General features: G+C 62.0%; 23 protein-coding genes. 13 read left to right on the top strand and 10 right to left on the bottom strand.

The genetic code is table 11. The annotated features are described in order from the left end of the window. Positions 1-25 precede the first annotated feature (25 nt). A complete protein-coding gene (locus ACLBKR_RS17220) occupies positions 26-532 on the top strand; it encodes a GNAT family N-acetyltransferase (protein ID WP_113338168.1) in 507 nt (168 codons plus the stop codon). A gap of 11 nt (positions 533-543) precedes the next feature. On the opposite strand, the gene ACLBKR_RS17215 is transcribed toward ACLBKR_RS17220, so the two are convergent. Continuing rightward, positions 544-1,167 carry a hypothetical protein gene (locus ACLBKR_RS17215; protein ID WP_414899783.1) on the bottom strand — a complete coding sequence of 208 codons (624 nt, stop codon included), beginning with the start codon at positions 1,165-1,167 and terminating at the stop codon, positions 544-546. A gap of 194 nt (positions 1,168-1,361) precedes the next feature. Here ACLBKR_RS17215 and ppa point away from each other — a divergent pair, with 194 nt between their 5' ends. After that, positions 1,362-1,895 carry an inorganic diphosphatase gene (ppa, locus tag ACLBKR_RS17210; RefSeq protein ID WP_112830447.1) on the top strand — a complete coding sequence of 178 codons (534 nt, stop codon included), beginning with the start codon at positions 1,362-1,364 and terminating at the stop codon, positions 1,893-1,895. Positions 1,896-1,897: 2 nt separating this feature from the next. Here the strand turns inward: ppa and ACLBKR_RS17205 are convergent, their stop codons facing one another. Further along, positions 1,898-2,212 (bottom strand): DUF167 family protein, encoded by a 315-nt coding sequence (locus ACLBKR_RS17205; protein ID WP_244710578.1) that lies wholly within the window; start codon positions 2,210-2,212, stop codon positions 1,898-1,900. Then, positions 2,209-2,529, bottom strand: a complete 321-nt coding sequence (locus ACLBKR_RS17200; RefSeq protein WP_113338171.1) for a YggT family protein — start codon at positions 2,527-2,529, stop codon at positions 2,209-2,211. The genes ACLBKR_RS17205 and ACLBKR_RS17200 overlap by 4 nt, the downstream gene beginning before the upstream one ends. Positions 2,530-2,639: 110 nt before the next feature. Between ACLBKR_RS17200 and ACLBKR_RS17195 the strand changes: the two genes are divergently transcribed. Continuing rightward, positions 2,640-3,887 (top strand): MFS transporter, encoded by a 1,248-nt coding sequence (locus tag ACLBKR_RS17195; RefSeq protein WP_113447432.1) that lies wholly within the window; start codon positions 2,640-2,642, stop codon positions 3,885-3,887. Positions 3,888-3,907: 20 nt separating this feature from the next. On the opposite strand, the gene ACLBKR_RS17190 is transcribed toward ACLBKR_RS17195, so the two are convergent. The 6 genes from ACLBKR_RS17190 to hemC all read right to left on the bottom strand — a co-directional run bounded on the left by ACLBKR_RS17190 (position 3,908) and on the right by hemC (position 9,776). Further along, positions 3,908-4,639 (bottom strand): glutamine amidotransferase, encoded by a 732-nt coding sequence (locus ACLBKR_RS17190; RefSeq protein ID WP_113447431.1) that lies wholly within the window; start codon positions 4,637-4,639, stop codon positions 3,908-3,910. Beyond that, entirely contained in the window at positions 4,632-5,108 is a 477-nt protein-coding gene (locus ACLBKR_RS17185) for a TerB family tellurite resistance protein (protein WP_113438918.1), read from the bottom strand. The genes ACLBKR_RS17190 and ACLBKR_RS17185 overlap by 8 nt, the downstream gene beginning before the upstream one ends. Before the next feature lie 12 nt (positions 5,109-5,120). After that, the gene (locus ACLBKR_RS17180) at positions 5,121-6,719 is read right to left on the bottom strand and encodes a heme biosynthesis protein HemY (protein WP_113438919.1); all 1,599 of its coding nucleotides are present in this window, start codon (positions 6,717-6,719) and stop codon (positions 5,121-5,123) included. 12 nt (positions 6,720-6,731) lie between these two features. Beyond that, a complete protein-coding gene (locus ACLBKR_RS17175; RefSeq protein WP_113447430.1) occupies positions 6,732-8,024 on the bottom strand; it encodes a COG4223 family protein in 1,293 nt (430 codons plus the stop codon). A gap of 89 nt (positions 8,025-8,113) precedes the next feature. Continuing rightward, positions 8,114-8,926 (bottom strand): uroporphyrinogen-III synthase, encoded by an 813-nt coding sequence (locus ACLBKR_RS17170; protein WP_414899778.1) that lies wholly within the window; start codon positions 8,924-8,926, stop codon positions 8,114-8,116. Next, the gene (gene hemC / locus ACLBKR_RS17165) at positions 8,847-9,776 is read right to left on the bottom strand and encodes a hydroxymethylbilane synthase (protein ID WP_113438922.1); all 930 of its coding nucleotides are present in this window, start codon (positions 9,774-9,776) and stop codon (positions 8,847-8,849) included. Before hemC ends, ACLBKR_RS17170 begins: the two co-directional genes overlap by 80 nt. Positions 9,777-9,850: 74 nt before the next feature. Here hemC and tsaD point away from each other — a divergent pair, with 74 nt between their 5' ends. Genes tsaD through ACLBKR_RS17140 form a run of 5 tightly spaced genes read left to right on the top strand, consistent with a single transcriptional unit; the run spans position 9,851 to position 13,347 of the window. Further along, positions 9,851-10,948 (top strand): tRNA (adenosine(37)-N6)-threonylcarbamoyltransferase complex transferase subunit TsaD, encoded by a 1,098-nt coding sequence (gene tsaD, locus ACLBKR_RS17160; RefSeq protein WP_113486192.1) that lies wholly within the window; start codon positions 9,851-9,853, stop codon positions 10,946-10,948. Beyond that, positions 10,945-11,934, top strand: a complete 990-nt coding sequence (locus ACLBKR_RS17155; RefSeq protein WP_113437690.1) for an NAD(P)H-dependent glycerol-3-phosphate dehydrogenase — start codon at positions 10,945-10,947, stop codon at positions 11,932-11,934. The genes tsaD and ACLBKR_RS17155 overlap by 4 nt, the downstream gene beginning before the upstream one ends. A 28-nt stretch (positions 11,935-11,962) precedes the next feature. Then, positions 11,963-12,256 (top strand): YciI-like protein, encoded by a 294-nt coding sequence (locus tag ACLBKR_RS17150; RefSeq protein ID WP_113486190.1) that lies wholly within the window; start codon positions 11,963-11,965, stop codon positions 12,254-12,256. Between the two features lie 5 nt (positions 12,257-12,261). Beyond that, positions 12,262-12,693: an EVE domain-containing protein gene (locus ACLBKR_RS17145; protein ID WP_113447426.1), complete on the top strand. Its 432-nt coding sequence runs from the start codon at positions 12,262-12,264 to the stop codon at positions 12,691-12,693. Between the two features lie 9 nt (positions 12,694-12,702). Beyond that, positions 12,703-13,347 (top strand): class I SAM-dependent methyltransferase, encoded by a 645-nt coding sequence (locus ACLBKR_RS17140; RefSeq protein ID WP_112830434.1) that lies wholly within the window; start codon positions 12,703-12,705, stop codon positions 13,345-13,347. 15 nt (positions 13,348-13,362) lie between these two features. On the opposite strand, the gene ACLBKR_RS17135 is transcribed toward ACLBKR_RS17140, so the two are convergent. After that, positions 13,363-13,737 carry a hypothetical protein gene (locus ACLBKR_RS17135; protein WP_113486188.1) on the bottom strand — a complete coding sequence of 125 codons (375 nt, stop codon included), beginning with the start codon at positions 13,735-13,737 and terminating at the stop codon, positions 13,363-13,365. A gap of 298 nt (positions 13,738-14,035) precedes the next feature. Between ACLBKR_RS17135 and sdhC the strand changes: the two genes are divergently transcribed. From sdhC to ACLBKR_RS17110, 5 genes are read left to right on the top strand one after another with little or no spacing between them, the layout of a single operon-like run. Continuing rightward, on the top strand, positions 14,036-14,431 hold the full coding sequence (gene sdhC / locus ACLBKR_RS17130; protein ID WP_112830706.1) for a succinate dehydrogenase, cytochrome b556 subunit: 396 nt from the start codon (positions 14,036-14,038) through the stop codon (positions 14,429-14,431). Between the two features lie 10 nt (positions 14,432-14,441). Beyond that, a complete protein-coding gene (gene sdhD, locus ACLBKR_RS17125) occupies positions 14,442-14,822 on the top strand; it encodes a succinate dehydrogenase, hydrophobic membrane anchor protein (RefSeq protein ID WP_112830432.1) in 381 nt (126 codons plus the stop codon). A 6-nt stretch (positions 14,823-14,828) separates the two neighbouring features. Next, positions 14,829-16,670 carry a succinate dehydrogenase flavoprotein subunit gene (gene sdhA / locus ACLBKR_RS17120; protein WP_113425504.1) on the top strand — a complete coding sequence of 614 codons (1,842 nt, stop codon included), beginning with the start codon at positions 14,829-14,831 and terminating at the stop codon, positions 16,668-16,670. A gap of 1 nt (position 16,671) precedes the next feature. Then, entirely contained in the window at positions 16,672-17,013 is a 342-nt protein-coding gene (locus ACLBKR_RS17115) for a succinate dehydrogenase (protein ID WP_113425505.1), read from the top strand. Between the two features lie 9 nt (positions 17,014-17,022). Further along, positions 17,023-17,802: a succinate dehydrogenase iron-sulfur subunit gene (locus tag ACLBKR_RS17110; protein WP_112830430.1), complete on the top strand. Its 780-nt coding sequence runs from the start codon at positions 17,023-17,025 to the stop codon at positions 17,800-17,802. Positions 17,803-18,011: the final 209 nt, after the last annotated feature.

Here is an 18,011-nt window from a genome sequence, read left to right as displayed (position 1 = left end):
GGCGCAGCGGGACGAAAGTGACGTTATGAAGACGTTGTCGATTGATGTTCGCCCTGCCGAGCGGCAGGATGCGGCTGCCATAGCGGAGGCGCACCGCTCGTCCTGGCAGCACGCCTATGCGGGCCTCATTCCTTATCGCGCCCTGACGAAGATGATCGAGCGCCGCAGCGAAACATGGTGGCGCAAGGCGACTGCCGGTCCGGCGACCGTTCTCGTCGCTGATGTCGCAGGGACGATTGCGGGCTATACGACCGTCGGCCTCAATCGCGCCCGAGCCCTGCCGCAGGAAGGCGAAGTCTACGAGATCTATATGCGCCCGGAATATCAGGGCATCGGCCTCGGCTACACGCTTTTCGGCGAAGCCCGTCGGTTGCTGAAGTCGCTCGGCTGCCGCGGCACCGTCGTGTGGTGCCTGGAAGAGAGCCATCACGCGGTCGATTTCTTCCGTTCGAATGGCGGGATCGATGCCGTCGAGGGGATGGAAGATTTCGACGACATTCAGCTCAAGAAGCTCGGCTTCATCTGGAGTTGATCCCGTCCTTCCTATTCCTTGGCGAAGCCTTCCGGCCAGACATGGGTCGGGTCGGCGGCCTTGTCGCCACGCTTTCCCTCCCATCTCGCCTCCTGGTAACCGCAGGCGAAGTCCTTGGCCTCAGCGTCGGCGAGCTTGCGCGCCAGTTCGTTGGCGTTTGGATTGGACAGGGCATCCACATAGCCCACGACGCAGCCCAGGCCGTCCGCCCGTTGTGCGACACGGCTGACCACGAGCACCTGGCCGGTGCTGGCCTCTGTCGGTACGCCCTCCGGGCCGACATTCTCGATAAACCATCGCAGGATTGCGGCGAAAGGCTTGCCTGAACCGTCGAGCCGCCATTCGATCTTGGTGCCGATGTGGTTGAAAGGCTCGAAGGATTCGAAAGCCTCTTCCTGCAGCTTCTTGTCGAGCGGGCCGTAGAAAACGCTCTGGCGCAGGTCTCCTTCGGCAAAATGGATGTCATAATTGCGATAGCCGCGACAGAGCATGATGGCGCCCATGTCGTCGGAGGCGACCGTCTTGCATTTGTCGAGATCAAGATCGGTATAGGTGCTGTCGTTTGCCAGTGCACCTTGCGGAAGTGCACACAATGCAACCAGTATTGCCAGCGGCGCGAAAGAAAAGCTCTTCATAGTCGATCCCCTCCGTATTCGGGGTCTTATACCAGACGAGGGCGGGGCGGTTGCAAGGGACGAGAGGGAAAAACATGCAAATCTGGCCGGTAACCTTGCCCGCAATTGCCGGTCTGTCCGTCCAAAGCCGTGTTGCATTGCGTTATGATTCCCTTTAGGAAATCCGGGATTTCAACATTCCCATGGGGACGAAAATGCGTATCGATGCAATCGCCATTGGCAAGAATCCGCCGGAAGACATCAATGTCATCGTTGAAGTACCGGTCGGGGGACACCCGATCAAGTACGAGATGGACAAGGACGCCGGCGCTCTGGTCGTCGACCGCTTCCTCTATACGCCGATGACCTATCCCGGCAATTACGGCTTCGTTCCGCACACTCTTTCCGACGACGGCGACCCGATCGACGTTCTCATCTGCAACACCCGTCCGTTGCTGCCGGGCTGTGTCATCAACGTGCGCCCGATCGGCGTGATGATTATGGAAGACAATTCCGGCAAGGACGAGAAGATCATTGCCGTGCCGTCGCAGAAGCTGACCCAGCGCTACGACAAGATCATCAACTACACCGACATGCCCGAGATCACGCTGAAGCAGATCGAGCACTTCTTCGAGCACTACAAGGATCTCGAGCCCGGCAAGTGGGTGAAGATCGGTGGCTGGCAGGATGTCGGCGTGGCCAAGAAGCTGATCGTCGAAGCCATCGAGCGCTACAAGGCGCAGAATTGATTTCAGCCGGCTGAGAGGCCGTCTATTCTCTTTTCCAGGTCCTCCGGGTCGCCATCGATCCGGAGGATTTTTTGTCTGGCGGTTTCTCCTGATACGATGGAGATAGAGGATTTGGAAACGCCGAGCGTCTTGGCGAGCAGGGCGATCAGCGCCTTGTTGGCCTTGCCCTTTTCGGGAACGCTGGTGACCCGGGCGCGCAGATAGACCTCGCCATCCGCATTTTCCTCCAGCCCCTCCAATGCATCGCGCCCCGCATTCGGCGTCAACCGGATCGCGAGGCGCAGATGATCTTCCTGACGCTTGTAGGGCCGCCTCACGCGAAGAGCGGATAGACGCTGTTCCACATCAGGGAGCGGATAAAGAAGATGATGAGCAGGACGACGATCGGCGAGATGTCGATGCCGCCGAGATCCGGCAGGACCCTGCGGACGGGGCGCAGAACGGGCTCGGTCACATTGTAGAAGAAAGTCCCCAGCGAGTTGACGAAACTGTTGCTCGAGTTGATCACGTTGAACGCATAGAGCCAGGAAAAAATGGCACTGGCGATCAGCACCCAGGTATAAAGGTTCAATGCCAGATCGATCGTCTGAAACAGCGCAAGCATGCGGGTCTCCATTTCTCGGTTGACAGACATGTAGACATTGGCGACTAAGCGGGCAAGTCCTGCAGTCTGCCGGAAAACAAAACATGTTTAACGGTGCGCCGGTTTCTCCGTGCCGCCCGCCAGATTGGAAAGTCCTTTTCATGCATGCTTCCAGTGCCGGGGACCGTTTCGCAGCCTTTCGGCACGTTTCCTATCTGCGCTTCTTCCTCGCCCGTTTCCTGGGCGCCTTCGCCACGCAGATTCTCAGCGTCTCCGTCGGCTGGCAGATGTATGAGGAAACTAAAAACGCGTTCTATCTGGGCTTGATCGGGCTGGTGCAGTTTCTGCCCGCGCTCCTTCTGATCCTCGTCACCGGTTCGGTCGTCGATCGTTACAATCGCCGTGCGATCGTCGCGATCTGCATGATCGTCAGCGCCCTTTGCGGCGGCGCCATGCTGGTCATCACCGCTGTCGGCGCCTTCGAGCCGGTCATCGTCTTCATCATCCTGACCATCTTCGGCATTGAACGTGCCTTCAATGCGCCGGCCGTGCAGTCGCTCGCTCCCAATCTCGTGCCGGCGGAGGACCTTCCGAATGCCGTGGCGTGGAATTCCTCCTCGTGGCAGACCGCCTCGATCATCGGGCCGGTGGCCGGCGGCCTGCTTTACGGCGTCAGTCCCATTCTCGCCTATGCCGTTTCCTTCGTCTTCTTTGCCGGCGCAGCCATTCTGGTCTTCATGGTCAAGAAGCCGGCGCAGCGCACGTCGTCGAAGACGGTCACCTGGGATACGATCCTTGCGGGTTTCCGTTTCATCTTCGGCGAGAAGGTGGTGCTGGGCGCAATTTCGCTCGACCTGTTCGCTGTCCTGCTCGGCGGTGCCGTTGCACTGATGCCGGTCTTTGCCAGCGATGTGTTGACCCTCGGCCCCTGGGGCCTCGGTCTCCTGCGCTCGGCGCCCGGAATCGGCGCGATTGCGGTGGCCGTGGTCCTCGCAAGTTTCCCCATCCGCCACAATGCCGGTGTCTTCATGTTCGTCGGCGTTGCCCTCTTCGGGGCGACCACCGTGGCATTCGGTCTTTCCCAGACGGCGTGGATCTCCATTCTCGCGCTCATGCTGATGGGGGCTGCCGATATGGCGTCGGTCTATGTGCGCGAGACGCTGATCGCGCTTTGGACGCCGGACGAAGTGCGTGGCCGCGTGAATGCCGTCAACATGGTCTTCATCGGGGCATCGAACGAACTCGGTGAATTCCGCGCCGGTACCATGGCGCATCTGGTGGGACCTGTTCCGGCGGTGGTGATCGGCGGGTTCGGCACGCTTGCCGTTGCAATCCTCTGGTCCCTCGGTTTTCCGCAGCTGAGGCGTATCGACAGCCTCGATGCACCGGGCTCGCAGAAGCGGTCCTAAGAACTGCAAGGCACGACGGATCAGATCGGGCAGCGGTTCTTTTCAAAGACGAGGTCCAGGAACTCGGACAGCCAGGCTTTCAGCGGCGCATCGAAGATCATGCGCCCTTCGAGATGATCCCGTCCCTGCTGGGCATTCGGCATGACGAAACGGCTTGCGCCATGCACCACCCAACGATGCATCATTGCGCGGGTCAGCTCCGCATGGAACTGGATGCCCCAGGCGTTTTCGCCGTAGCGGATGGCCTGATTGCGATAGACATCGCCTTCCGCGAGAAGCTGGCATCCATGGGGAAGATCGAAACCCTCCCGGTGAAAATGATAGACCATTTGCGGCCAGCGCATCAGCAGGCGGCCGTGTTCGGTCGGGCGGATGGGATACCAGCCGATTTCGACACGGCCATGCGGTTCGGCCTCCACCTTGCCGCCGAGATGGCGTACCAGCATCTGGGCACCGAGGCATATGCCGAGATAGGGCTTGTTTTCCTTGAGGGGGACGTCGAGCCAGTTGATCTCGGTCTTTACGAAATCGTCCGGATCGTTGGCGCTCATCGGACCGCCAAAGACGACGGCGCCGGCGTGACCGGCCAGTGTTTCAGGCAGCGCATCGCCGAGCACGGGCCGGCGAATGTCGAGCGGGTAGCCTTTTTCGAGCAGCAATTGTCCGACGCGGCCAGCGCTGGAGCGTTCCTGGTGCAGGACGATCAGCACAGGCGCCTTGTTCCCCCGGTTGCGAACCGGCTTGTCAAGCATCGCTGTCAGTCTCCAGCCCGGCGCGGGTAACGGCGTCACGGCGCTCGATGACGCGATCGCGGGCGGAAACGCCGAGCAGGTCGGCGATCCGCCATATCACATGATCTTCCATCTCGCTTCTGGCGCCGTCCGCATAGACGATATCCCAGAGAATGCCGACGAACTGCTGGCGCTCGGCTTCGTCCAGGTGGCGTTTCAGGTCGGATGTGAAACGGTAATAGTCGACCGCCTCGCTTTCGGCCTTCTGGCCGGCATCGATAAGCTCCTCGAGCTGTGCGCCTTCGAGGCCGTATTGTTCGTTCAGCAATTGCCGCAGCTTGTCGCGCTCGGCCTTATGGACGGAGCCATCTGCCTCCATTACCTGAAAGCAGAGGGCCGCGACCGCGATCCTTGGATCGTCGGGCGCCAAGGCCTTTCTCTCCCGGTTGTGGGTCAGGGTCTGGAAGAAGGATTGCAGGCGTTCCAGCATTGGGTCTCCCTGTCAGAAAAGCCGGAGGCGGGTCTTGCTGTCTTCGGTGTTACGCGCGGGATCGCGCACGCCTGGATCGTCGGGCGGGCGGCCGAAGAAGGGTTCGGGAACCGTTGCCGAAGCAGCCTCCTTCACTTTCGGCGTCTCCTTCTCTTGTCCGCTGGCGGGAGCTGGCACGGCGGCAGACGGTTCGGCCTCGATCATCGGCTGCATCTCTTCGCCTTCGGGCGTGGCAGGCCCTGACGGCCTCGTCTGCAGGGGCGGCAGCGCGCTTAGCGCCTGCTCACCGCGATTGACGGTGCCGTCCTCGATGGCGCCCTCGATCTGGTCGAACGGCACCTTCCATTCGAAGGCATCCAGCTTGCCGGTGACGGGGGAAAGCGGCAACCACTTTTCCGATATATAGCCATCGGCAACCCAGGCGGGGTCGCGACCGGCCTTCAGTGCCTCGCCCATCCAGTAGCGGATGCGGCCCTGGTCACCGGTCTCCGCCTCCTCGATATCGGCGAGGAGCAGATAGACGCGCTCGCTGGCTGCCATGAGGGCCGCGGCTTCCGCCTTGCTGCGCGCCTTGGCGAAGTCCTGGGCGTCAAGCGCGGCCTCGGCGACGATCAGAAGCGATTCGATATTGTTGGGGCGAAGGTGCTCCAGACGCTCCGCCTTCTTCAGCCGGTCGACGGCACTGTCACCGCTGCGCGCCCTGAGATAGGTGCGGGCGATATCCGGATGCGGCGAAAGCTTCCAGACCTGCTCCAGCACACTCGTGGCTTTCCGCAGGTTGTCCTCCCGAAGATAACCCTTCGCGGCGACGATGGCCGCCGGCACCAGATCCTTGGCAAGCTTCAAAGCCTGCACGGCATTGTCGCGGGCAACAGACGGGTCGCTTTCCAGCCGGTCTTCGGCCTTGGCGGTCAGCAACACGGCCTTCAGGCGGTCGGCCTCGGCACGCTGTAGGACATGGGCGACACGCTGCTGGTCGAGCAGCCGGATTGCATCGTCCCAGTGGCCGGCTCGACAGCGGTATTCCAGCGTCGACTTCGCGGCCCAGGGCAGGTAAGGCGCAGTCTCGGCTGCCGTTTCCGCATATTGGCGAGCGGCCTCGTGGGCGCCGAGCCGGGTTGCCTCGACGTGAAGTCCTCGCAGACCGAGTTCGCGGGTTTCCGGATCCTCCGACATCTGCTGGAACAGGCGGCGGGCTTCATCGAAACGGCCCTCGATCACGGCGGCTTGCGCATCGAGCACGAGGATCAGCGGCTCCTGATCGGCGCGCAACAGCCCACGAGCGCGGGCGCTCATCTTGCGGGCGAGTGCGGCATTGCCAGCGCCGGCCGCGATCAAGCCGGTGGAGAGCGCCTGATAACCCCGGTCGCGGGTGCGGGCGCGAAAATAGCGGCGCACGGAGTGTGGTGAGGTCCAGAGTGTGCGGATGAACCACCAGCCGAACATCACGAGCGCCACGATCGACACCAGCATGGCCGCGGCGACCATCAGGCTCATCTCGATCAACTGGCCCTGCCAGACGATCGACAGCGAACCGGGACGTTCGGCAAGCCATGCAAAGCCGATACCGAGAAAAAGGACGAGGACGACGTAAGACAGGATTCTGAGCATGGGTTCTTTTCCTCAGCCCGGCGTGCCGGCAACTGCGGTGGCCATGGCCGCACCGATCAGTGCTTCCACATCGATGCGGGTCTTCAGCAGATCATTGAAACCGGAGGAGGCCGCCTTGGCCGCGTCGGGCAGGGTATCCCATTCGAGCGATGCGCCCTTGAGGTCGCCATTCCGCAGCTTGTCCTCAATGCGGGCCATGATCGCTTCGGGCGTTTCTCCCTCGACGTTGCCGACGGGGCGGACCTTCACCACGGACAGCGCACTGGAGAGAAGCCTTTGGGCGATCCCTTCGTTGGGATCCGGCTGGTGGATGGCGGCAAGGGCGGCATCGGCGCTTTGCGAAAAACGACGAACGAGATCGGTTCGCGACGGCACACCGGTTGCCGCATGCGGGCGCAGTCCCTCAACCGCGGGATCATCGGGCGCGATGCTGGCGAGCGCATCGAGTTCCGCAAGATAGGGGCCGCCACGGTCGATTGCCGACTTCAGGGCCGTCACCGCAATGGCACGCGCCATCTGAACATCCGTTCGCGGCTCCTCGATTTTCTTTTCCGCTTCCGCAAGGCGGCGCTCGCTCTCGGAAAGGGCTTCGCTGTTGCTGGCGATCGCACTGCGAAGCGCTGCGAGCGCCTCTTCATTCTGTGCAAGTTTCAGTCGGAGTTCTTCGATCGCTGCGGGATCGACTGTCGTTTCCGGTCGGTTGGCCGCGGCGGCTTCGAGAGCCGTGACGCGGTCCGCCAAGGCCGGGTCTGTTGCAGCCGTTCCGGCGGCGGGAAGGCTGGCGATCTGCGACCTGAGCGTTGCGATATCGGCAGACAGGGCGGATGTATCGGAGGCGGACCCCTCCTGCGGAGAGGCGCTCGGCAGGAATCCGGCATATTGCATGCTGCCGGCCGCCGCGAGCGCGATCAGTCCGCCGAGAATGCCGGCGGCGACCAGTGAAGACGTCGCGGGAGCGGGACGAGGCGCCGGAGCGGAGGGGGATGCCGGATCGGACGGAGGCACCTCAGCGGAGGTTGCCTCCGAGGCTGTCTCCGTTTCGGAAAAGATGTCTTCTTTCGGCCTGGTTTCCGCAGCCTCAGTCGTGGCAGTCTCTTCCGTCGGCGCGGCGATTTCAACGTCCTTGACCGGCGCGTCGATCGGACTGGTATCGGCATGCGGCATCCGGGCTTCTGCGGATATTTCCGCGCTTTCCCTCTGCTGCGTGGCCTCGCCGTCGGCTGGCTTCGCTTCCTCTGCTGTCAGGTCGATGGTGACCGGATCGTGCGGCGACTTCGATCGACGGGGCGGCTTTCCGGAAACCATGGCAACCTCTTCATTTCCCTGCGGTGCAGTAAAACTAGTCAGTGAAACAGAGGAAGGGAAGGCCGAAGATCAAATTTGGGCCATCGACCTTAGAGTAGAGCAAGGAGTGAGGACTCCGCCGGAGCCTCGGCGGCGCAGGCTTTCCGCTGCAATTCGGGGGGGAGCGCGCTACGGATTTTCTCACTGAGACAAAGGAATTTCATCGGTGCGAGCGCCTCACGGTGGGCGTTTATGAACGGCAAAGCGAAAAAGCGCCGCACGCTTTCCGGGGAGTAGAAGAGAATGGCATCGATCGGCTGCTCCACGAGACATGCCCGCAAGGCTTGTTCTGCGATGAGGGTATCTTCCATGCGATAGCATTCGCAGACGCTTGCCGGAATGCTCCGTTCCTGCAGTGCATCCTCAAGACCGGATGCACGTGGTTTGCCGGCCAGATAAAGCAGCGGCCGCTCGGTGGAAATTCCACCTCCAATATTTCCGGCGATGATTGCCGCCAAAGCCGCACCATCGCCGTCTCCTGCCAAGATCCGCCGGAAGCCCAGTTGTCTCGCGGCCTCGGCGCTTGCGTTGCCGACGGCGAAGAACAGGTCTTCGCGATACGGCGAAATGGCGTCGCTCCCCATTTCCTCCAGCGCGCGCACGGCTTCGGCGCTGGTGACGGCGATTGCCACATGGGGTGAGGCAAGGGCGGCACCCACCGCCTGCACGTCGTGCACTGCCCGTGCGAGGGGCAGGACCACCGGCACATGTCCGAGGCGGCGCAGTCTTTCGGCCGTGCGTGTGGCCGAAGGCTCCGGGCGCGTCACGAGAACGCGCACGGTTTCAGCTCCAGCTTTCGAAAAAGCCGGGGCCGGCCTTTGACCGCACGGCCTCGCCGGCGTCTCGCCCGATCCGCTCGGCATTGCTGGCATTTCCTTCGGACGAAATCTCATGGAAACGGCTGCCGTCCGGCGTCAGGATCATGCCGTAGAAGCGGATCTTTCCGCCTTCCGAAACTGCGTGGCCGGCAATCGGTGTGCGGCACGAACCGTCGAGCGCACCGAGAAAGGCCCGCTCGCAGGTCACGGCATCATGGGTCGTGCGGTCGTTGACCGCCTCCAGCAGGGCATTGATCCGTGCGTCGCCGATGCGGCTTTCGACGCAGATGGCGCCCTGTGCAGGGGCAGGCGGGAAATCCCTGGGGTCGAGCAGTTCGGTCGGTACGTCCTGCTTTCCGAGACGTTTCAGTCCGGCAAAGGCAAGCAGCGTCGCGTCTACCTGGCCCTCGGCCAGCTTGCGCAGGCGAGTATCGACGAGACCACGGAAGGTGATGACGTTCAGATCCGGACGCAGGCGCCGGATCAGCGCCTGGCGGCGGAGGGAGGATGAGCCGACGGTCGCGCCTTCGGGAAGTTCGATAAGGCGCGGAGCGGTCGCGCCGACGAACGCATCGCGCACGTCCTCGCGCGGCAGGAAGGCCGAAAGGAAAAGTCCGTCCGGCAGGACGGTCGGCATGTCCTTCGAGGAATGGACGGCGAAATCGAGCTCGCCGGAAGCAAGCTGTTCCTCCAGTTCGGCGGTGAAAAGTCCCTTGCCGCCGATTTCGGCGAGCGAACGGTCGGTGATGCGGTCGCCCTTGGTCGTCAACGGGACCACTTCGAACATCTCTTCCGGCAGGCCGTGGGCCGCCATCAGCCGACTGCGGGTCTCATAAGCCTGAGCGAGCGCCAACGGGCTGCCGCGCGTGCCGATGCGAAAAGGTTTTGTTTGCATCCGATCTGATCCGTTGTTACCGACAGTCCTCGTAGACCGGTTTCCGGGTGATCGCAATCAACGAACACAGGCAAATGACATCCAGACTTCGTATTCTCGGCATCGAGACGAGCTGTGACGAAACGGCCGCGGCCGTCGTCACACGCCTCGAGGACGGCACCGGCATCATCGAAGGCGACGTTGTCCTGAGCCAACTCGACGAGCATAGCGCCTATGGCGGCGTGGTTCCCGAGATCGCCGCGCGTGCTCATGTCGAGGCGCTGGACAGCCTGATCGAGGAGGCGCTGCAGCGCGCCGGTGTCACGCTACGCGAGATCGATGCGGTGGCTGCGACATCCGGTCCCGGGCTGATCGGCGGACTGATCGTCGGGCTGATGACCGGCAAGGCAATCGCGCGGGCTGTCGGCAAACCGCTTTATGCGGTCAATCATCTCGAAGGCCATGCGCTGACAGCGCGGCTGACCGACAATCTTACTTTTCCCTATCTGATGCTGCTCGTTTCCGGCGGCCATACCCAGCTCGTCCTGATCCGCGGCGTCGGCGAGTACGAACGCTGGGGCACGACGATCGACGACGCGCTGGGCGAGGCTTTCGACAAGACCGCCAAACTGCTCGGTCTGCCCTATCCCGGCGGACCTGCGGTGGAAAAGGCGGCCGCGAAGGGCAATCCGAAGCGTTTCAATTTCCCGCGGCCGCTCAAGGGGGAGGAACGTCTCGACTTTTCCTTTTCCGGGCTGAAGACGGCGGTTCGGCAGGCGGCCGAAAGCATCGCCCCCGTCAGCGATCAGGATATTTCCGATATATGCGCGTCCTTCCAGCGGGCCATTTCGCGCACGCTGGAAGACCGGATCGGGCGCGGTTTGCAACGCTTCCTTGCCGAGTTTCCGGAAGTCGACGGCGTTCCGGCTCTCGTGGTCGCCGGTGGGGTCGCCGCCAATCAGGAACTCAGGCGTACGCTGCAGGCGCTTTGCGATCAAAACGGTTTCCGCTTCGTCGCGCCGCCGATGCAGCTTTGCACCGACAATGCCGTGATGATCGCCTGGGCCGGGCTGGAGCGTATGGTGAGCGGGGCCGCTCCCGACGATCTCGATGTGCAGCCGCGTTCGCGCTGGCCGCTCGATGCCGAAGCCAAGGCCGTGATCGGTTGCGGCAAGCGGGGAGCCAAGGCATGAGCGTTTCGGAACGTATCGCCGTGATCGGCGCGGGCGCCTTCGGCACGGCGTTGGCCGCCGTCATCGCCATTGAGGGGCGGGCGCAGGTGACGCTTGTCGGGCGCGATGAGACGCTGATGGCGGATCTCGCGTCAAGCCGCCGCCATGACGCCGCTCTTCCGGGCATCGCGCTGCCGGATAATCTTTCGTTCTCCGCCGACCCTTTAGTGATTTCGGAAGCCGGTATCGTGCTCTTCGCCATGCCGTCGCAGGCGCAGGTGGAAGCCGCGCAGCGGTACGGCCCCTTTCTCGCCGACGATGCCATCGTCGTTACCTGTGCGAAAGGGATCGACCGCAGTTCGGCGCGTCTCTTGACGGATGTACTGGAGGAGGCACTGCCGCGCCATGCCATCGCGGTGCTCTCCGGGCCGGGCTTCGCTGCCGATATCGCCCGCGGCCTGCCGACGGCCATGGCCGTTGCCGCAAGCGACCATGTCGTCGCGGAGAGGTTGGCGCATGCGATTTCGGGGCGGACCTTCCGGCTCTATGCATCGATTGACCGGATCGGCGTGCAGCTCGGCGGCGCGCTGAAGAACGTGCTGGCGATTGCCTGCGGCATCGTCGAAGGCATGGGGCTTGGAGATTCCGCGCGCGCGGCGCTGATCGCCAGAGGTCTTGCCGAAATGTCCCGTCTCGTCGAGGCAATGGGCGGCAAGGCGGAAACGGTCTCCGGGCTTTCCGGTCTCGGCGACCTTGTGCTGACCGCCACCAGTCACCAGTCGCGCAATCTGCGTTTCGGGATTTCGTTGGGGCGCGGAGAGCCGATCGATTTTTCCCGTGGCCAACTCGTCGAAGGCGCCTTTGCGGCAGCCGTCGCGTCGCGTCTGGCGGAAGGCCTCGGGGTGCGCATGCCGATCACCGATGCTGTTGCGCAGGTGATCGACGGCAGCCTGGATATTCCGACCGCCATCGAACAGTTGATGTCGCGGCCGATCACCACCGAATGACGAAACCGATTGCAACAGGAGAAATGCGATGCTGTTTGCCTTTATCTGCAAGGACAAACCCGGACATCTCAACGTGCGGATGGAAACGCGCCCAGCGCATCTCGAACATCTGAACAAGCTCAACGCCGAGGGTACCCTGAAGATCGCAGGCCCCTTCCTTGATGCGGAAGGCAAGCCGAATGGAAGCCTGGTGATCGTGGACGCCGCCGATATCGATGCCGCCAGGGCACTGGCGGAAGCCGATCCCTACGCCAAGGCCGGCCTCTTCGAAAGCGTGGATGTGAAGCCCTACAACTGGGTCTTCAACAATCCGGAGGCATGAGCGGAATGGCTTTCTGGCTCTACAAGTCGGAACCCTTCAAATGGTCCTGGCAGATGCAGAAGGATGCGGGCGAAGCCGGCACCGAATGGACTGGAGTGCGCAACTATCTCGCCCGCAACAACATGCGGGCCATGAAGATCGGCGACAAGGGGTTTTTCTACCACTCCAACGAGGGGTTGGAGATCGTCGGGATCACCGAGGTCTGCGCTCTGTCTCATCCCGATTCGACCGCCGAAGGCGATGCACGATGGGACTGTGTCGACATCCGTGCCGTGATGGACATGCCGAAGCCGGTTTCGTTGAAAGACATCAAGGCGAATGAGAAACTCGCCAAGATGTCGCTCGTCACTTCGATGCGCCTTTCCGTTCAGCCGGTGACGGAGGAGGAGTATTTCGAGGTATGCCGCATGGGTGGCCTTGAAAATCCGCCGGTCTGAGGTTCGTCATTGGTCACCGATCCGGAGACGTTCATCCTTGCCAATACCAGCTTGATGGCGCCGCCGCATGTGCCGGAAATCCGGCTGCGGCTTGCAAGCGAGGTGCATGATCTCTGGTTGAAGACCGAGGAGGATCTTCAGGAAATCGGCCTGCCGCCGCCGTTCTGGGCCTTTGCCTGGGCCGGCGGGCAGGGGCTTGCCCGCTACATACTGGATCATCCGGAAACCGTGGCCGGCAAGCGGGTCCTCGATTTCGCCAGCGGCTCGGGTCTCGTGGCAATTGCGGCTGCGCTTGCCGGGGCAGATAGCGTGCTTGCCGTCGATATCGACCCCTGGGCGGCAACCGCGGTGCGGCTGAATGCCGAGGCAAACGGTGTGGCGGTCCGCTTTTCAAGTGACGACCTGATCGGGCATTCGCTCGATGCGGATCTGGTTCTTGCGGGAGACGTCTTCTACGACAGGGATTTTGCCGCAGCGCTTGTGGAATGGTTTACGAGCCTCACGGCAGACGGTCTCACAGTTCTGGCGGGGGACCCCGGGCGCAGCTATCGCCCGACCGAACGGCTGGAACCGCTGGCGACGTATCAGGTGCCCGTCACGCGCGTTCTGGAGGACAGCGAGATCAAGAAAACCACCGTCTGGAAGTTCCGCTGACGGACCCGCGTAAGCTCAGTGCGGGCGGATGACGCAGACGCCTGCCTCATAGGCGCACGCGGCGTCGCTGGTTTCCGCATTGATTTCGATGATCTTGGCTTTCGGCGGCTGGTAGGTCCTGCTGCGATCCACCGGCCAGTTCTCGATCGCCATGTAAATTCCTGTGCCCTTCACGCGCACGGCAGAGAGCGAACCGGCAAAGGTGCCAAGCCCAGGAATGACGGAGGGCAGGCCGTTTCCGCCGATGACGGCGCCGCCGTCATGACGAGGCGGGAGATGGCGGGACGAGTTGTAGAGCCGGTCGTTTCCGGCCTGAAGCGGTGCCGATGCAAGAACGGCACAGGTCGCTGCAAGGACGAAAAGCCCTTTCGATCCAGCAGACAAAACCATGGGCAAGTCCCTCGCAATTGTGGCGCCGTTAACGGAAAATTAACGCCACTTTGCCGGATTTTAGCCCCAAAGTCACCCCGCCCAGGCGATTTTCCGCCAGCCGGATCAAGGCAGGGGTTGGCATAAAGTTCTATCCATCCGAATCGATTAAATTGAAATCATCAAGCAATAGTGCTTGTCGCGCGACATTTGGGGGATTAAACGTCGCCGTTGATGCAATGCACCAAGCTCCTTTTTTGGGCATTGCCACGGGGGATGTCCGACATTTCGGAACGCATTGAAACGCCGCGAGGTTCTGATGGCGAATGTGACAAATAACCGGCCCTTGTCGCCGCATTTGCAAATCTACAAGCCGATCCCGACTATGGTGATGTCGATCCTGCATCGAATTACCGGCGGTGCGCTTTATTTCGGGACGCTGCTGGTCGCCTGGTGGCTGATCGCCGCTTCTACGGGAGCCGCCTATTTCGAGTGGGTCAGCTGGTTCATGGGCTCGTTCATCGGCCGACTGATCCTGTTCGGCTACACCTGGGCTCTGGTCCACCACATGCTGGGCGGCCTGCGCCACCTGATGTGGGATCTCGGCCACGGCTTCGACAAGCATTTCTCGACCAAGCTCGCCAAGGCCAACATCGTCGGGTCCGTTGTCCTGACCGTGGTGATCTGGGTGATCGCCTACATCGTTCGCGCTTGAGGTAATTTCCATGGATATGCGTACTCCGCTCGGCAAGGTCCGCGGCCTCGGCTCGGCAAAGGACGGGACCGATCATTTCTGGCGCCAGCGTGTGACGGCCGTCGCCAACATTCCGCTTATCATCTTCTTCGTCGGCTTCGTGGTTCTCTACGGCGGCGCTCCCTATGCCGAAGTCGTCGGCGCGCTTTCGAGCCCGGTTGTCGCCGTGGTCATGGGCCTCGTGGTGATCTCGGCGCTCATCCACATGAAGCTCGGCATGCAGGTGATTATCGAGGACTACGTCCATGCGGAAGTGGCCAAGCTCGTCCTCCTGATGCTCAACACGTTCTTCGCGGTTCTCATTGGCGGTCTCTGTCTTTTCGCCATCTTGAAGATCGCATTCGTAGGATAATTCAACATGGCATCGAACAGTTCTCCCGCCCAGAACGGCAAGGCCTACAAGTATGTCGACCATTCCTATGACGTTGTCGTCGTAGGCGCCGGCGGCGCCGGTCTGCGCGCCACGCTCGGCATGGCCGAACAGGGCTTCAAGACAGCCTGCATTACCAAGGTTTTCCCGACCCGCTCCCACACCGTTGCAGCGCAGGGCGGCATTGCCGCCTCGCTCACCAACATGACGCCCGACTGCTGGCAGTGGCACCTTTACGATACCGTCAAGGGGTCCGACTGGCTCGGCGACGTCGACGCCATGCAGTATCTCGCCATGGAAGCGCCGAAGGCCGTCTATGAGCTCGAGCATTACGGCGTTCCCTTCTCGCGCAACGAAGAAGGCAAGATCTATCAGCGCCCGTTCGGCGGCCACATGCAGAACTATGGCGAAGGCCCGCCGGTGCAGCGTACCTGCGCCGCCGCCGACCGTACCGGTCATGCCATCCTGCACACGCTTTATGGCCAGTCTTTGCGCAACAACGCCGAATTCTTCATTGAGTATTTCGCGCTCGACCTCATCATGTCGGCCGATGGCCGCTGCACCGGCGTCGTCGCCTGGTGCCTGGACGACGGCACGATCCATCGCTTTGCCGCCAAGATGGTGGTTCTGGCGACCGGCGGTTACGGCCGCGCCTACTTCTCCGCAACCTCGGCTCATACCTGCACCGGCGACGGCGGCGGCATGATTGCCCGTGCGGGCCTGCCGCTGCAGGACATGGAATTCGTGCAGTTCCATCCGACCGGCATCTATGGCGCAGGCTGCCTCATTACCGAAGGTGCGCGCGGTGAGGGCGGTTATCTCGTCAACTCCGAAGGCGAGCGCTTCATGGAGCGCTACGCCCCGTCGGCCAAGGACCTCGCCTCGCGCGACGTCGTTTCGCGTTGCATGACGATGGAAATCCGTGAAGGCCGCGGCGTCGGCAAGAACAAGGATCACATCTTCCTCCATCTCGACCACCTCGATCCGGCGGTGCTGCACGAGCGCCTGCCGGGCATCTCGGAAAGCGCCAAGATCTTCGCCGGCGTCGACGTGACCCGCGAACCGATTCCGGTTCTGCCGACCGTTCACTACAACATGGGCGGCATTCCGACCAATTACTGGGGTGAAGTTCTGAACGCCGATGCACAGAACCCGGAACGCATCGCGCCCGGCCTGATGGCCGTGGGCGAAGCCGGGTGCGCCTCGGTGCATGGTGCAAACCGCCTCGGTTCGAACTCCCTGATCGATCTCGTGGTCTTCGGCCGTGCCGCCGCAATCCGTGCCGCCCAGGTCATCAACAAGTCTGAGCCGGTTCCGGCGCTCGACGTTGCCGCCTGCGACAGGATCATGGACCGCTTCGACGGTCTGCGTCACGCTTCCGGCCAGACGCCAACCGCCGTGCTGCGCGACAAGATGCAGCGCGCCATGCAGGAAGACGCCGCCGTGTTCCGCACCCAGGAATCGCTCGAAAGCGGCTGCCGCCGCCTCTCGGCGATCTGGAAGGAACTGCCTGACGTTAAGGTCACCGACCGTTCGCTGATCTGGAATTCGGATCTCGTCGAAACGCTCGAACTGCATAACCTGATGGCCAACGCGATCACCACGGTCTATGGCGCCGAAGCGCGCAAGGAAAGTCGCGGCAGTCATGCCCGCGAAGACTATGTCGACGGTCCGTTCGCAGGCCGCGACGACGTCAACTGGCGCAAGCACACGCTGGCCTGGGTTTCGGAAGCTGGCGATGTGAAGCTCGACTATCGTCCTGTTCATACCGACCTGATCGCCGACGGCATCGATCCCAAGAAGATCGCGCCGAAGGCCCGCGTGTACTGACATGACGAAACCGCTCTTCCTGGCTGTTATCACGAGTGCCTTGCTGGTGTCGTCTCATGCCATGTCCGCCGAACGCTACAAACTGCGTGCGCCGGGTGGTGTTACGGCGGCGACTAGCAACGAGGTTGGCGTTTGGAAAACGGCAAGGGCTGCGAAGTCTGCGCATGGATCGCTGGTTATCGGGAACCAGTTCATGTCGGAGGACCTTGCCTGCATTGTGCGCCCGGGTGCCAAGGCAGAAGTGCTCGAACGCTCGGGTACTGTTGCGTTGGTTCGAGCTAGCAATTCCATGCTGGGCGGTTGCAAGGGCTATGTGAAGACAGACTTCCTGTCGGCAAACTAGGATTTTACCATGGTTGAACTCGCTCTCCCCAAGAACTCCCAGATCACCGAAGGCAAGGTATGGCCGAAGCCGGCCGGCGCCAAGAATGTTCGCGAATACCGGATCTATCGCTGGAATCCCGACGATGGCCAGAACCCGCGCATCGATACCTATTATATCGACATCGATGACTGCGGCCCGATGGTTCTCGATGGTCTCTTGTACATCAAGAACAATATCGACCCGACGCTGACGCTGCGCCGCTCCTGCCGCGAAGGCATTTGCGGCTCGTGCGCGATGAACATTGACGGCACGAACACGCTCGCCTGCACCAAGGGCATGGACGAGATCAACGGCACGGTTAAGGTCTATCCGCTGCCGCACATGCCGGTGGTCAAGGACCTCGTTCCGGATCTGACCAACTTCTATGCCCAGCACCGCTCGATCGAGCCATGGCTGAAGACGGTTTCGCCGCCGCCCGCCAAGGAATGGAAGCAGAGCCACGAAGACCGCCTGAAGCTTGACGGCCTCTACGAGTGCATTCTCTGCGCCTGCTGCTCGACCTCCTGTCCGAGCTACTGGTGGAACGGAGATCGTTACCTCGGTCCCGCCGTGCTTCTCCAGGCCTATCGCTGGCTCATCGACAGCCGCGACGAAGCCAAGGGCGAGCGCCTCGACAATCTGGAAGACCCCTTCCGGCTCTATCGTTGCCACACCATCATGAACTGTGCGCAGACCTGCCCGAAGGGGCTAAACCCGGCCAAGGCCATCGCCGAGATCAAGAAGATGATGGTGGAACGCCGGGTCTGATCCGGAGCTCTTGCGACCGCTTTCGGGAATGGGTTGCATTTTGACCGGTGTAGCCCATTTACCATATCGTAATGCGATTCAGTCTTGGTGAAGGACAGTACGCGGAGTTCGCAAGGCGTATTGCCTTGATTCGTCCAGGTCGTTTGCGATAATTCCGCCGTGTTTTCGGGTGAGAAACCGGCAAGAAGCGGTTAACCGGGAGTGTTATG

This window comes from Paenirhizobium cremeum, from assembly GCF_047553425.1.
Classification (GTDB): domain Bacteria; phylum Pseudomonadota; class Alphaproteobacteria; order Rhizobiales; family Rhizobiaceae; genus Allorhizobium; species Allorhizobium cremeum.
This window is presented reverse-complemented; position numbering and strand designations above follow the sequence as displayed.

What these genes read in the sequence shown, in the direction of transcription:
- ACLBKR_RS17220 (WP_113338168.1), top strand. Translation starts at nt 26, where the DNA reads ATGAAGACGTTGTCGATTGATGTTCGCCCTGCCGAGCGGCAGGATGCG.
- ACLBKR_RS17215 (WP_414899783.1), bottom strand. Translation starts at nt 1,167, where the DNA reads ATGAAGAGCTTTTCTTTCGCGCCGCTGGCAATACTGGTTGCATTGTGT.
- ppa (WP_112830447.1), top strand. Translation starts at nt 1,362, where the DNA reads ATGCGTATCGATGCAATCGCCATTGGCAAGAATCCGCCGGAAGACATC.
- ACLBKR_RS17200 (WP_113338171.1), bottom strand. Translation starts at nt 2,529, where the DNA reads ATGTCTGTCAACCGAGAAATGGAGACCCGCATGCTTGCGCTGTTTCAG.
- ACLBKR_RS17195 (WP_113447432.1), top strand. Translation starts at nt 2,640, where the DNA reads ATGCATGCTTCCAGTGCCGGGGACCGTTTCGCAGCCTTTCGGCACGTT.
- ACLBKR_RS17190 (WP_113447431.1), bottom strand. Translation starts at nt 4,639, where the DNA reads ATGCTTGACAAGCCGGTTCGCAACCGGGGGAACAAGGCGCCTGTGCTG.
- ACLBKR_RS17185 (WP_113438918.1), bottom strand. Translation starts at nt 5,108, where the DNA reads ATGCTGGAACGCCTGCAATCCTTCTTCCAGACCCTGACCCACAACCGG.
- ACLBKR_RS17180 (WP_113438919.1), bottom strand. Translation starts at nt 6,719, where the DNA reads ATGCTCAGAATCCTGTCTTACGTCGTCCTCGTCCTTTTTCTCGGTATC.
- ACLBKR_RS17175 (WP_113447430.1), bottom strand. Translation starts at nt 8,024, where the DNA reads ATGGTTTCCGGAAAGCCGCCCCGTCGATCGAAGTCGCCGCACGATCCG.
- ACLBKR_RS17170 (WP_414899778.1), bottom strand. Translation starts at nt 8,926, where the DNA reads ATGCCGAGCGGATCGGGCGAGACGCCGGCGAGGCCGTGCGGTCAAAGG.
- hemC (WP_113438922.1), bottom strand. Translation starts at nt 9,776, where the DNA reads ATGCAAACAAAACCTTTTCGCATCGGCACGCGCGGCAGCCCGTTGGCG.
- tsaD (WP_113486192.1), top strand. Translation starts at nt 9,851, where the DNA reads ATGACATCCAGACTTCGTATTCTCGGCATCGAGACGAGCTGTGACGAA.
- ACLBKR_RS17155 (WP_113437690.1), top strand. Translation starts at nt 10,945, where the DNA reads ATGAGCGTTTCGGAACGTATCGCCGTGATCGGCGCGGGCGCCTTCGGC.
- ACLBKR_RS17150 (WP_113486190.1), top strand. Translation starts at nt 11,963, where the DNA reads ATGCTGTTTGCCTTTATCTGCAAGGACAAACCCGGACATCTCAACGTG.
- ACLBKR_RS17145 (WP_113447426.1), top strand. Translation starts at nt 12,262, where the DNA reads ATGGCTTTCTGGCTCTACAAGTCGGAACCCTTCAAATGGTCCTGGCAG.
- ACLBKR_RS17135 (WP_113486188.1), bottom strand. Translation starts at nt 13,737, where the DNA reads ATGGTTTTGTCTGCTGGATCGAAAGGGCTTTTCGTCCTTGCAGCGACC.
- sdhC (WP_112830706.1), top strand. Translation starts at nt 14,036, where the DNA reads ATGGCGAATGTGACAAATAACCGGCCCTTGTCGCCGCATTTGCAAATC.
- sdhD (WP_112830432.1), top strand. Translation starts at nt 14,442, where the DNA reads ATGGATATGCGTACTCCGCTCGGCAAGGTCCGCGGCCTCGGCTCGGCA.
- sdhA (WP_113425504.1), top strand. Translation starts at nt 14,829, where the DNA reads ATGGCATCGAACAGTTCTCCCGCCCAGAACGGCAAGGCCTACAAGTAT.
- ACLBKR_RS17115 (WP_113425505.1), top strand. Translation starts at nt 16,672, where the DNA reads ATGACGAAACCGCTCTTCCTGGCTGTTATCACGAGTGCCTTGCTGGTG.
- ACLBKR_RS17110 (WP_112830430.1), top strand. Translation starts at nt 17,023, where the DNA reads ATGGTTGAACTCGCTCTCCCCAAGAACTCCCAGATCACCGAAGGCAAG.